Source organism: Enterobacter sp. AN-K1 (genome assembly GCF_020971765.1).
In the GTDB taxonomy this organism is placed as follows: Bacteria; Pseudomonadota; Gammaproteobacteria; order Enterobacterales; family Enterobacteriaceae; genus Enterobacter; species Enterobacter hormaechei_C.
On sequence record NZ_CP087390.1, the window covers coordinates 1,903,410 to 1,916,360 of the forward strand.

At 57.4% G+C, this 12,951-nt stretch carries 12 protein-coding genes; 1 reads left to right on the plus strand and 11 read right to left on the minus strand.

The genetic code is table 11. The features are described 5' to 3' along the window. Positions 1–61: 61 nt before the first annotated feature. The 6 genes from ugpB to livK all read right to left on the minus strand — a co-directional run bounded on the left by ugpB (position 62) and on the right by livK (position 6,458). Positions 62–1,378 (minus strand): sn-glycerol-3-phosphate ABC transporter substrate-binding protein UgpB, encoded by a 1,317-nt coding sequence (gene ugpB / locus LOC22_RS09210; RefSeq protein WP_017693845.1) that lies wholly within the window; start codon positions 1,376–1,378, stop codon positions 62–64. 247 nt (positions 1,379–1,625) lie between these two features. Next, positions 1,626–2,339 carry a high-affinity branched-chain amino acid ABC transporter ATP-binding protein LivF gene (gene livF / locus LOC22_RS09215; RefSeq protein WP_230239497.1) on the minus strand — a complete coding sequence of 238 codons (714 nt, stop codon included), beginning with the start codon at positions 2,337–2,339 and terminating at the stop codon, positions 1,626–1,628. Between the two features lies 1 nt (position 2,340). Further along, a complete protein-coding gene (gene livG, locus LOC22_RS09220) occupies positions 2,341–3,105 on the minus strand; it encodes a high-affinity branched-chain amino acid ABC transporter ATP-binding protein LivG (protein ID WP_003861544.1) in 765 nt (254 codons plus the stop codon). Next, on the minus strand, positions 3,102–4,379 hold the full coding sequence (locus LOC22_RS09225; RefSeq protein WP_003861542.1) for a high-affinity branched-chain amino acid ABC transporter permease LivM: 1,278 nt from the start codon (positions 4,377–4,379) through the stop codon (positions 3,102–3,104). Before LOC22_RS09225 ends, livG begins: the two co-directional genes overlap by 4 nt. Then, positions 4,376–5,302, minus strand: a complete 927-nt coding sequence (gene livH, locus LOC22_RS09230) for a high-affinity branched-chain amino acid ABC transporter permease LivH (RefSeq protein ID WP_015571470.1) — start codon at positions 5,300–5,302, stop codon at positions 4,376–4,378. The genes LOC22_RS09225 and livH overlap by 4 nt, the downstream gene beginning before the upstream one ends. Positions 5,303–5,348: 46 nt before the next feature. After that, on the minus strand, positions 5,349–6,458 hold the full coding sequence (gene livK, locus LOC22_RS09235; RefSeq protein WP_023295547.1) for a high-affinity branched-chain amino acid ABC transporter substrate-binding protein LivK: 1,110 nt from the start codon (positions 6,456–6,458) through the stop codon (positions 5,349–5,351). A 424-nt stretch (positions 6,459–6,882) separates the two neighbouring features. Here livK and panM point away from each other — a divergent pair, with 424 nt between their 5' ends. Further along, the gene (panM, locus tag LOC22_RS09240; protein ID WP_015571473.1) at positions 6,883–7,266 is read left to right on the plus strand and encodes an aspartate 1-decarboxylase autocleavage activator PanM; all 384 of its coding nucleotides are present in this window, start codon (positions 6,883–6,885) and stop codon (positions 7,264–7,266) included. 162 nt (positions 7,267–7,428) lie between these two features. On the opposite strand, the gene livJ is transcribed toward panM, so the two are convergent. The 5 genes from livJ to ftsE form a co-directional block, all read right to left on the minus strand. After that, on the minus strand, positions 7,429–8,529 hold the full coding sequence (livJ, locus tag LOC22_RS09245; RefSeq protein WP_015571474.1) for a branched chain amino acid ABC transporter substrate-binding protein LivJ: 1,101 nt from the start codon (positions 8,527–8,529) through the stop codon (positions 7,429–7,431). A 197-nt stretch (positions 8,530–8,726) separates the two neighbouring features. Next, positions 8,727–9,992, minus strand: a complete 1,266-nt coding sequence (locus LOC22_RS09250; RefSeq protein WP_230239498.1) for a 4-aminobutyrate--2-oxoglutarate transaminase — start codon at positions 9,990–9,992, stop codon at positions 8,727–8,729. Positions 9,993–10,128: 136 nt separating this feature from the next. Beyond that, positions 10,129–10,986 carry an RNA polymerase sigma factor RpoH gene (rpoH, locus tag LOC22_RS09255; RefSeq protein WP_000159624.1) on the minus strand — a complete coding sequence of 286 codons (858 nt, stop codon included), beginning with the start codon at positions 10,984–10,986 and terminating at the stop codon, positions 10,129–10,131. Between the two features lie 250 nt (positions 10,987–11,236). Next, a complete protein-coding gene (ftsX, locus tag LOC22_RS09260) occupies positions 11,237–12,292 on the minus strand; it encodes a permease-like cell division protein FtsX (protein WP_017384126.1) in 1,056 nt (351 codons plus the stop codon). Further along, positions 12,285–12,950, minus strand: coding sequence for a cell division ATP-binding protein FtsE (gene ftsE, locus LOC22_RS09265; protein WP_006812284.1), 666 nt, complete (start codon positions 12,948–12,950; stop codon positions 12,285–12,287). The genes ftsX and ftsE overlap by 8 nt, the downstream gene beginning before the upstream one ends. Between the last annotated feature and the right edge of the window lies 1 nt (position 12,951).

Genomic DNA, 12,951 nt, shown 5'->3' on the forward strand with positions numbered 1-12,951 from the left:
TTACCCGGCCTACATGTGGCACGTCGTAGGCCCGGTAAGCGCAGCGCCACCGGGCATTTTTTTACGATTTGGTCGACTGCTCAAAGCGGCGCAGCAGCTGATTCCCGCGCTCTACCGCAGCGTCCAGCGCCTGTTGTGGGGTTTTCTTCCCGGTCCAGACGCTTTCCAGCTCTTCATCGACGATGGTGCGGATCTGCGGCATGTTGCCCAGACGCAGGCCTTTGGTGAACGGCAACGGCGGCTTGTTCAGCATCTGGCGCGTCGCGATGTCCGCCCCTGGGTTTTTGCTATAGAAGCCCTGCTCGCGGGTCAGGTCGTACGCGGCTTTGGTGATCGGCAGATAGCCGGTCTTCTGGTGCCACTCGGCGGCGTTTTCCGGCTTCGCCAGGAAGTCGAGGAACTCGGCCACGCCTTTGTAGGTGCCGTTGTCTTTACCCTGCATCACCCACAGGCTCGCCCCGCCGATGATGGCGTTTTGCGGCGCGCCCTTCACGTCAGCGTCGTACGGCATCATGCCCACGCCGTAGTTGAATTTGGCATAGTGACGTATATCCGCCAGCGAGCCGGACGAGGCGGTGGTAATGGCACAGTCGCCGTTGTAGAACTTCTCGGTGGATTCGTCTTTACGCCCGAAGTAGCTGAAGTCGCCCTTCTTGTTGAGTGCTTCCAGCAGCGCGATGTGCTTCACCTGCTCCGGCTTGTTGAACTCCAGCACCGCGTCGGTACCGTCGAAGCCGTTATTTTGGGTGGCAACCGGCAGGCCGTGCCAGGCGCTGAAGTTTTCAATCTGGATCCAGCCCTGCCAGCCGCTGGCGTAGCCGCACTTCATCCCCGCCGCTTTCAGCTTCGCGGTGTACTCCGCCAGATCCTGCCAGGTTTTTGGCGGCTGCTCCGGATCTAAACCGGCTTTTTTGAAGGCGTCTTTGTTGTAGTACAGCACCGGCGTGGAGCTGTTAAACGGCTGAGAAAGCAGGTGGCCGGTTCTGGAATCGGTGTAGTAACCCGCTACGGTCGGTACGAACTGGGATTCGTCAAAGTTAATGCCCGCCTCTTTGAACACCTCGTACACCGGCTTGATGGCTTTGGAGGCCATCATTGTCGCGGTGCCCACTTCATAAACCTGTAACAGCGCAGGCGCGTTACCGGTACGGAAGGCGGCGATGCCCGCGCTCAGGCTCTGCTCGTAGTTGCCTTTGTACACCGGCACAATTTTGTAATCCGGGTGGGTGTCGTTGAAACGCTGCGCCAGGGAGTCAACCTCTTTACCCAACTCCCCTTCCATGGAATGCCAGAACGGAATGGTGGTCACAGCCATTGCGTTCGTCGCAAAAGCCAGACCCAGTGCCAGACCCAAAGCTGTGTGTCGTAACGATGTCATTGTCATCTCTCTTATTGTGCCGGATGCGCGATATCACGCGTTTTATGCTCGCGAGGTAACATGACATGCTCGAATGACAGAAAAATAACTGTTTGTTTACAGATAAGTGACAGCCAGGCGTCAGGGGGATGATGGTTGTGTGAAGGGGTGTAGTGGTTAAAAAAGCCGGGTGGCGGCTACGCCTTACCCGGCCTGGTCGATCCCTGTAGGCCCGGTAAGCGTAGCGCCACCGGGCAACACAGACGGCTTAGCCTCCGAGGTACGCACTCCGCACCGCCTCGTTCGCCAGCAGCGCGTCACCGGTATCGGAGAGCACCACGCGCCCGTTCTCCAGCACATAGCCGCGGTCAGCGAGCTTCAGCGCCTGGTTGGCGTTCTGCTCGACGAGGAAGATGGTCATCCCCTCTTTGCGCAACTGCTCGATGGTATCGAAGATCTGCTGGATAATGATCGGCGCAAGACCAAGCGACGGCTCGTCCAGCAGCAGCAGGCGCGGCTGGCTCATCAGCGCGCGGCCAATCGCCAGCATCTGCTGCTCGCCACCGGACATGGTGCCCGCTCGCTGAATACGACGCTCCCACAGGCGCGGGAAGAGTTCGTACACCCACTTGATGCGGGTCTGGAATTCATCCCGATGGGCGAAGAAACCGCCCATCGCCAGGTTCTCTTCCACCGTCATGCGGGAGAATACGCGGCGCCCTTCCGGGACAATCGCCACCGCTTCACGCATGATCTTAGCCGTCTGCCAGTCGGTAATACCTTTGCCGTCAAACACAATCCGCCCGCTGGTGGCGCGCGGGTCGCCGCACAGGGTGCCGAGCAGCGTGGTTTTACCCGCGCCGTTGGCGCCAATCAGGGTGACGATTTCGCCCTGATTGATGTGCAGGCTGACGTCGTGCAGCGCCTGGATCTTGCCGTAGTGCGCGTTGACCTTGTCGAACGTTAACATCGCTTTTTCCATCTTATGCCTCACCAAGGTATGCGCGGATCACGTCCGGGTTGTTGCGGATCTCTTCCGGCGTGCCGTTTGCCAGCGGCGTGCCCTGGTTTACCACGTAGATACGGTCCGAAATGCCCATCACCAGCTTCATGTCATGCTCAATCAGCAGGATAGTGGTGTCGTGATGGTCGCGCAGCTCGGCAATCAGCTCGTCCAGCTCTTTGGTCTCTTTCGGATTGAGACCTGCCGCTGGTTCGTCGAGCATCAGGATCTCCGGCTGGGTCACCATGCAGCGCACGATCTCAAGGCGACGCTGATCCCCGTAAGCGAGGTTGCTCGCCTGACGGTTGGCGTGCTGGAGCAGGCCGATACGGTCGAGCCAGGTCGCGGCGCGGTCGAGCGCCTCCTCCTGCGTGCGGCGAAAGGCCGGGGTTTTCAGCAGGCCGGAGAACAGCCCGGTTTTAAGCTGCTGATGCTGTGCCACCAGCAGGTTCTCAATCACCGTCATCTCGCGGAACAGACGCACGTGCTGGAAGGTACGCACCACGCCCATGCGGGCAATCTGCTGGCCCGGCAGCCCTTCAAGGTGCTGGTCGCGCAGCATGATGGTGCCGCCCGTCGGCTTGTAGAAGCCGGTCAAACAGTTAAAGACCGTGGTTTTTCCCGCGCCGTTCGGGCCAATCAGGGAGACAATCTCTTTCTTGTGCAGATCCAGATTCACATTGTTGACCGCCAGCAGGCCGCCAAAACGCATCATCAGGCCGTTAACGGATAATAAAGGCTTCATGCCTGCTCTCCTTTCGCCTGTGTGCGTTTCAGCTTCAGCTGTGGACGGGTCATCGGCAGCAGACCCTGCGGACGCCAGATCATCATCAGCACCATCAAACCACCCAGCATTAACATGCTGTATTCGTTAAAGTCGCGCATCAGCTCGCGGGAGACCACCAGCAGGATAGCCGCGAGGATCACGGCGAACTGCGAGCCCATTCCACCGAGCACCACAATCGCCAGCACAAAGGCGGATTCGGCAAAGGTGAACGATTCCGGGCTGACGAAGCCCTGACGTGCGGCAAACAGCGTCCCGGCGAAACCGGCAAACGCGGCGCTGATGGTAAATGCGGTCAGCTTGATGCGGGTCGGGTTCAGGCCCAGGGAGCGGCAGGCGATCTCATCTTCGCGCAGCGCTTCCCACGCGCGGCCCAGCGGCATGCGCAGCAGACGGTTGATCACAAACAGGGTAATCACCACCAGCAGCAGCGCCACCAGATAGAGCCAGATCACGCGGTCGGACGGATCGTACTTGATGCCAAAGAAATTGCTGAAGGTATCCCAGCCGCCTTCACGGGCGGTACGGCTGAACTCCAGGCCGAAGAAGGTCGGTTTCGGGATCTGGCTGATGCCGTTCGGACCGCCGGTCACTTCGGTATTGTTGAGCAGCAGGATACGGACGATTTCGCCGAAGCCTAAGGTCACAATCGCCAGATAGTCACCGCGCAGGCGCAGCACCGGGAAGCCGAGCAGGAAGCCCGCGGCGGCAGAGACCAGCCCCGCCAGCGGCAGGCAGGTCCAGAAGCCGAGGCCGTAATAGTGGTTCAGCAGCGCGAAGGTGTAGGCACCGATGGCGTAGAAGCCGCCGTAGCCCAGCACCAGCAGGCCAGACAGCCCCACCACCACGTTCAGACCGAGCCCCAGAATCACGTAGATCATGGTCAGGGTGGCAATATCCACCGTCCCGCGCGAGACCATAAACGGCCACGCTACGGCAGCCACCAGCAGCGCCACAAGGAACAGCTTCTGTTTCACCGTTGTACCGTCGATCGCCGGCAGGACGAATTTCGGCCCGGAGACGTTTTTCAGCGTCTTCTGGAACAGCGGACGCAACAGCTGGAACAAGAACACCACCGCGGTGCCGATAAACACCCACTGCCAGCGGATGTCGGGAGCGGTATCCACCACCAGCTTCGTGCCGTCCAGTCCTAACTGGACGCCCATAAAGACGCCCGCCAGGACGAAGAACATGGCGGCAGAGAGCAGCGCCATCGCAAAATGCATCGGTTTCATACTTTCTCTACCTCCGGACGGCCCAGAATACCGGTAGGCATTACCAGCAGAACCAGAATCAGCAGGGCAAACGACACCACATCTTTATATTCGGTGCTCAGGTACGCCGAGGAGAGCGCTTCGGCCACGCCCAGGATCAGGCCGCCAATCATCGCGCCCGGAATGCTGCCGATGCCGCCCAGTACCGCCGCGGTGAAGGCTTTCATCCCGGCCATAAAGCCGATGTACGGGTTGATTACGCCGTAGAACTGGCCGAGCAACACGCCAGCCACCGCCGCCATCGCTGCGCCGATCACGAAGGTCAGGGCAATCACGCGGTCGGTGTTAATCCCGAGCAGGCTCGCCATCTTCAGATCTTCCGCGCAGGCGCGGCAGGCGCGTCCCATGCGGGAGTAGCGGATGAACAGGGTCAGGGCCAGCATGGCAATAAAGGTCACAACCCAGATAACCAGCTGCATGGTGGTGATGGTGGCAGAGAAGTTTTCGCTGGCCCCCACAATCCACTGGCCGTTAAACAGGCTTGGCAGCGCTACGTCGCGTGAACCTTCGGTCAGGCTGACGTAGTTTTGCAGGAAAATGGACATACCGATGGCGGAGATCAGCGCGATCAGGCGTTTGGAGCTGCGCACCGGCCGGTAGGCCACCCGTTCAATACTCCAGCCGTAGGCGCTGGCGATCACAATCGCGCCGACAAACCCGGCGGCCACCAGCAGCCAGCTGCTGTCGATGCCCATCATCATCAGCGCGGCGATAATCATAAAGGAGACGTAGCTACCGATCATGTACACCTCGCCGTGGGCGAAGTTGATCATGCCGATAATGCCGTAAACCATCGTGTAGCCGATGGCGATCAGCGCGTAGGTGCTTCCCAGCGTGACGCCGTTAAACATCTGCTGCAAGAAGTAGAGAAACTGCTCGGACATAAGAAAACCTTTTTATACCCGCCCGGTGAGCCGGGCGGTGGGATGATTATTTGGCGACCGAGGAAGACCCGTCGGCGTGCCACTTAAAGACACCAAACTCAAATCCCTTCAGATCGCCTTTCTCATCCCAGTTCAGCGGCCCAATCACGGTGTTCGCCCCGTGTGCTTTTAAATCTTTCACCAGATCCAGCGGCTCTTTACTGCCGGTACGGTCCAGCGCGGTGGCCAGAGACTGCACGGCCGCGTAGGTGATCCAGACGTACGGACCGCTCGGATCTTTCTTCTGCGCCTTGAGCGCATCCACGATAGCCTTATTCGCCGGATCCTGGTCATAGCGTTTTGGCATCGTCACCAGCATGCCTTCGGCAGAATCGCCCGCGATGTTGGACAGGGAGGCATTACCGACGCCCTCTGGCCCCATAAACTGGGTTTTCAGGCCGGTGGCGCGCGCCTGGCGCAGCATCTGCCCCATTTCCGGGTAGTAGCCGCCGTAGTAAACGAAGTCGATATTCTCTTTTTGCAGGCGGGCGATCAGCGCGGAGAAGTCTTTCTCACCAGCGGTAATGCCGTCGAAGAAGACGATGTTTGCGCCGCCTTTTTTCAGGCCATCCTGCACGGAACGCGCCAGGCCTTCGCCGTACTGCTGCTTATCATGAATGATGGCGATACGCTGCGGCTTAACGGTTTCGAGGATGTATTTGGCGGCGGTTGGCCCCTGAGAGGAGTCCAGACCGGCGGTACGCATGATGTGCTGGTAGCCGCGCTGGGTCAGTTCCGGGTTGGTGGCACCCGGGGTGATCATCAGAATGCCTTCGTCTTCGTAGATATCAGACGCAGGCTGCGTGGAGGAAGAACACAGGTGCCCGATGACGTACTGGATACCGTCGTTAACGATTTTGTTGGCGACCGCGACGGCCTGTTTAGGATCGCAGGCGTCGTCATACTCCACGCCTACCAGCTTGTCGCCTTTGATGCCGCCTTTGGCGTTGATATCTTTGATGGCCTGACGCGCGCCGTTGAACTCCATGTCACCCCACTGGGCAACAGGGCCGGACATCGCCCCCACTACCGCAACTTTAATGTCGTCTGCCATAGCGGCATGCGAGATCGACAGTGCGACCATCCCCGCGATTAACGTCTTCGCGTTCCTTTTCATCTCTGAATCCCCATTCGTGATGTCATGTTTATATTTTGTTTTATTATGGTTAAAAAGCATTCTGTACTTTTTATGAACAACGCTATTTTTACCAGTGCCTTTAATGGTTTAGCGCAGTTTTTTGTCAAAAACCAGACTAAAATCTCTATTTTTCAGGCGATTAAGCAAAGATAATATTCTGAAATCAGGCGGAGATAAACAAATAAAAGCGCGGTTTGCAGCATAAAATAACGGTACAAAGCGCCGAATAAATCACTGCCCTTCAGGTTAAAATTCTGCTTATTTTTCGATCCATGTGTTTTCAAACTGCCCATCGCGCTGCCAAAAAACTAATCACCTGGTAAATGGGAAGAAAAAGAGAAAGCGCCTGAGCAAATAAATTGAGTACACTGGCCCTACTCTTTTTGATTTGGACAAGCAGCTAATGAAACTGACTATCGTGCGTCTGGTGACCTTTAGCGACCAGGATCGTATCGACCTGGGCAAGATCTGGCCGGAATATTCCCCTTCATCGCTGGCCGTCGATGAAAACCACCGCATCTATGCCGCGCGTTTTAATGAACGTCTGCTGGCCGCCGTCCGCGTAACGCTGAGCGGCACGGAAGGGGCGCTGGACTCCCTGCGCGTGCGCGACGTGACCCGTCGTCGCGGGGTCGGGCAGTATTTAATTGAAGAGGTGATCCGCGAAAACCCGAGCGTAACCTCCTGGTGGATGGCCGACGTGGGCGTAGAGGATCGCGGCGTGATGGCGGCGTTTATGCAGGCGTTAGGGTTTACGGCGCAGGCGAACGGGTGGGAGAAGCGCTAAAAGAAAGCCGGGTGGCGGCTGCGAGGTGCTCATAGTAGGCCCGGTAAGCGAAGCGCCACCGGGCAAAAGAGGGCTGAGCGGGCTGATGCCCTCACCCCGGCCCTCTCCCACGGGGAGAGGGAGAAAACATTAAAAAAGGCAACTTGCGTTGCCTTTTTGCGTTTATTTTGCGTCAGTCGCCGTGCCGTTGGCATGCCAGTCAAACACGCCGAACTCGAAGCCCTTCAAATCGCCCTTCTCATCCCAGGACAGCGGCCCCATCACGGTTTCCACCGAGTTCGCTTTCAGCCAGGTGGCAATCTCCGCCGGATCGGCTGACTGGTTCAGGCCCGCTTGCAGAGACTGCAACGCTGCGTAGGTGGTCCAGACGAACGCACCACTTGGATCCTGTTTCTTCGCCTTGATGGCATCGACAACAGGTTTGTTCGCAGGCACCTGGTCGTAGTTCTTCGGTTTGGTCACCAGCAGCCCTTCAGCGGATTCACCCGCGATATTAGACAGGGAAACGTTCGCGACACCTTCTGGCCCCATGAACTGCGTCTTCAGACCCGCCGCACGCGCCTGGCGCAGGATCTGCCCCATTTCCGGGTGGTAGCCGCCGTAGTAAACGAAATCGATATTTTCTTTCTTCAGACGCGCGACCAGGGTCGAGAAGTCTTTCTCACCGGCGGTGATACCGTCAAAGAACACCACGTTGGCGTTCGCTTTTTTCAGGTTATCCTGCACCGCACGGGCCAGGCCTTCGCCGTACTGCTGTTTGTCATGAACAATCGCGATGCGCTGCGGCTTCACTTTTTCCACGATGTATTTCGCGGCGGTTGGCCCCTGATCGGAGTCCAGACCGGTGGTACGCAGGATCAGCTTATAGCCGCGCGCGGTCAGCTCTGGCGCCGTCGCGGCCGGCGTGATCATCAGAATGCCTTCGTCTTCGTAGATGTCAGACGCGGGCTGGGTGGAAGAGGAGCACAGGTGACCGATAACGTATTTGATCCCGTCGTTTACCACTTTGTTCGCCACCGCGACCGCCTGTTTCGGGTCACAGGCATCGTCATATTTTACGATTTGCAGCTTTTCGCCCTTGATGCCGCCCTTAGCATTAATGTCTGCAACCGCCTGTTCCGCGCCGGTAAATTCCTGGTCGCCGTACTGTGCTACCGGACCGGACATCGCGCCCACCACGGCCACTTTAATATCGGCCTGGGCCATAGTGCTGAATGCCAACGCGATACATCCTGCCAGTAACGCTTTACCCTTCATGTTCATCCTGAGATTCCCCATTATTATGGTTATAACGATTGTTGTGATGTTGTTGTGTAGCGCTTTATTTCAGTTATAGGCGTGCTGTTCGCGCTTTTTCAGCATACTCTGCTAAAACATACCCCATTTTTATGATTTTGGAATAGCTAATTTGAAATGTATATATGCTAAGCCCGACAGAGATTTCCGTCGGGCTTCTGGCTTTAACGAGTCAGCGCCGCAGAGATAATGTCCAGTGCCTTGCGGAACTGAACCTCAGGGATGGTGAGCGGATACAGGAAGCGGATGACGTTGCCATAGACGCCGCAGCTCAGCAGCAACAGCCCTTCCTGCAATGCACGCGCTTGTACTTCACGGGTGAACTCCGGTGACGGCTGTCCGGTTTGCGGATCGGTAAATTCCACCGCCACCATCGAGCCCTGCCCACGGATATCGGCGATATACGGACAGCCATCCTTCGCTTTATTCAGCACCTCGACCAGATGATGCCCGAGATGCGCCGCGCGGGTGCAGAGATCGTCCTCGTCAATCACATCCAGCACCGCATGGGCCGCCGCAATCGCCAGCGGGTTACCCGCGTAGGTTCCGCCCAGCCCGCCCGGGGCGGGCGCATCCATCACCTCCGCCCGGCCAGAGACGGCAGAGAGCGGCATCCCGCCCGCCAGGCTTTTCGCCATGGTGATCAGATCGGGCTTCACGCAGTGGTTTTCCATGGAGAACAGCTTGCCGGTACGAGCGAAGCCGGTTTGCACTTCGTCGGCAATCAGTAAAATCCCGTGGGTATCGCACAGGGCACGCAGCGCCTGCATAAAATCAGCGGGCGCGACGTTGAACCCGCCCTCGCCCTGAACCGGTTCAATAATGATTGCCGCCACCTGATCGGGCGCGATATCGGCTTTGAAGATGCGCTCCAGGCTTTTTAGCGCTTCGGCGGTACTAACCCCGTGCAGGCTGTTGGGGAATTGCGCGTGGTACACCGAGCCGGGGAACGGGCCGAAGCCGAGCTTATAGGGCGCCACTTTGCCGGTCATCGCCATGGTCATAAAGGTACGGCCGTGGAACGCGCCGCCGAAGGTGATAAGGCCGGGACGTCTGGTGTACGCGCGGGCGATTTTCACCGCGTTTTCGACCGCTTCCGCCCCCGTTGAGAAGAAGGCGGTTTTGGCTGGCCCCTCTATGGGTACGCGCTGGTTGATGCGCTCGGCAAGCGCCACATAACCTTCATAGGGGACGATTTGATAAGCGGTATGGGTAAAGGCGTGAAGCTGTTTTTCGATGGCGGCGATAACTTTAGGATGACGATGCCCGGTATTCAGCACGGCGATCCCGGCGGCAAAATCAATATACTCGTTACCTTCCACGTCCCACACCGTGGCGTTTTCGGCTTTATCGGCATAGAAGTTACACATGACGCCGATACCGCGCGGCGTCGCCTGTAAACGCCGGTCGTTCAGTTCGTTATTTTTCACCCTGTCACCCTCTGAAAGTCGCCTGCTTAGCGCATCAGTAAGTGTTTGCCAGGGGGAAGAAATTCGCCAGAGCGGGCGCTAAAAAAACAAAACCCTCGAATTTGCATTCGAGGGTTCTCGGTGTACTTCGCGGAAATTACGCTTCGATAGCGGCGCGAAGTTTTTTCATGGCGTTTTTCTCAAGCTGACGCACACGTTCAGCGGAGACGCCGTAGCGGTCGGCCAGTTCCTGCAACGTGGACTTGTTATCTTCGTCCAGCCAGCGGGCACGAATAATATCCTGGCTACGCTCGTCGAGGCCTTCCATCGCGAAGGTCAGCTTGTTCGCCGCCTGGTCTTCCCAGTTATCCTCTTCAATGCCGTCAGCAAAGTTAGAGGTTTTATCCTGTAGATACAGAACCGGGGCCATCGGCTGGCTGTCGGACGCGTCATCGTCGGCAGACATATCAAACGTCATGTCCTGGGCGGCCATACGGGATTCCATCTCGCGGACGTCTTTGCTGGAAACGCCCAGCTCGCGCGCCACCATTTCCACTTCATCCTGATTGAACCAGCCCAGACGCTGCTTGGTTTTACGCAGGTTGAAGAACAGTTTGCGCTGCGCTTTCGTCGTGGCGACTTTCACAATACGCCAGTTACGCAGGACGTATTCGTGAATTTCCGCTTTGATCCAGTGCACGGCGAAGGAGACGAGTCGCACACCCACTTCCGGGTTAAAGCGACGTACCGCCTTCATCAGGCCAATGTTACCTTCCTGAATCAGGTCCGCCTGCGGCAGGCCGTAGCCCGCATAATTACGAGCAACGTGAACAACAAAGCGCAGGTGAGACAGGATCAGCGTTTTAGCTGCTTCCAGATCGCCCTGGTAATGCAGCTTTTCAGCAAGCTCCTTTTCTTCCTCAGCCGTTAACATCGGCCAGGTGTTCGCAGCCCGGATGTAAGATTCCAGGTTACCAACAGGGGCTAAAGCTAAAGTTTGCATTTCTTTGGTCATTCATTCCTCTCAATGTTTCTTCTGGTCCAGGTTGTCCCCGTCAGGCAACAACCATGCCAAAGCGTTTGAGCAACGAGATTAGCATTCACTCTTTTATCAGACAGTGATTTTATCCACAAGTTCCAGGTGCAACAGTGAATAAATTACGCACAAAATGTGACATGAAGATGATTACAGGGGAAGAGACAACAGGGACGCTTTCCCTGCAAGCGAACATCTCGGTGCAGGGAAAGATTATATCACGCTTTTATTAGTCGGGAGTAAAGTGGCGTAAATGTTGAACCGTTGCCAGCCATGCCGCCACCCAGCCGATCATGGAGCACACCAGCAGCAACAGCAGGCACTCATCGAACCCTAAGCCACTGATATCAAACTTAGTTCCGAAAACCTGCGCCACTTCAGTCACGGCAGACGACAGCCGCATCACCAAAATTTCTGACAATATCAATGAAAGAAATGCACCAGAAAAACCTAATAACGCGCCGCCGTAAAGGAACGGGCGGAGGATGAAACCATCCGTTGCGCCAATCAGTTTCTGCACGTTGATGGTATCGCGACGAGCGAAGATGCTCAGGCGCACGCTGTTACCAATGACGAGGAACACCGCCGCCACCATCAGCACGCCGATCATCGCCGACACGCGTCCTACCAGCCCGGTCAGGGCGGCAAGACGGGCAAACCAGCTGTCGTCCATGCGCACTTCATCAATCCCGTTGATGCGGGTAATGCGGTCGCGCAGGGTGTTGAGCGAATCCGTGCCCTGGAAATCGAGTTTCGGGATCACCACCGCCACGGCGGGCAGCGGGTTCTCTTCAAGCATATCCAGCGCGCCGCCGAATCCGGACCAGTTGCGGAACTCACCCAGCGCTTCATCGCGGGAAAGATAGTTCACCTTCTCCACGCCCTGCTCGGCCTGAATCTGCCCCACCACCTGAGCCGCCGCGTTATCGTCGAGGGCTTTATCCAGATAAACGGTGATCTGCGGCGACGGATAGTACTGGGACGCCGCCTGGTTTACGTTTTTGTAAACCATGTAGCAGACGCTGGGCAGCGTCAGGGAGATGGCAATCACCATCACCGTCAGGAACGTCGCCAGCGGTTTGCTTTTCAGATCCTGCAACGCGCCCTGGAAGGCGTACCGCACCTGCTCGTTAAAGACGTTGGTTTTGCGGGAGTTCGGTTTCGGTGCCGCTTTGGCACGCTTAGGCGCATTGCGATTGCCGTCCCCGCCGCCCTGAGGCTTGCGGAAACGGTCAAACCGGTTGCTGAACTGCCGAATCTGGTTCATTGCATCACGCTTATTCACCGTGGCCTCCGTGCAAATGCCCGTCGCTCAGGGTCAGCATGCGGTACGAACGGCGGGAGATCAGCCCCATGTCGTGCGTCGCCATCAGTACCGTGACCCCCACGCGGTTAAATTCCTCAAACAGACGCAGGATCCCTTCAGAGAGAGCATCGTCCAGGTTACCGGTCGGTTCATCCGCCAGCAAAACGGCAGGCTTGTTCACTACCGCGCGGGCGATACCCACGCGCTGCTGCTCACCGCCGGAGAGCTGGATCGGGAAGTTCTTCGCTTTGTCCAGCAGCCCGACCTTATCCAGCGCCGCCGAAACGCGACGGCGGATATCATCGTAACTGGCGCCAGCAATAATCAGCGGGATCGCGACGTTATCGAAAACCGTGCGATCCATCAGCAGGTGGTGATCCTGGAAAATCATGCCAATCTGACGACGCAGGAACGGCACTTCACGGTTCTTAAGACGGCTAATTTCATGGCCGCTGAACCAGATTTTCCCGGCGCTTGGCCGCTCGATCCCACAGATCAGCTTGAGCAGGGTACTTTTCCCCGCGCCGGAATGGCCGGTCAGGAATGCCATCTCGCCTGGCTGGAGGTGGAATGTCACCCCCTGTAGCGCTTGTCTCCCGCCGAGATAGGCCTTGCTGACGTGTTCAAAGCGAATCATT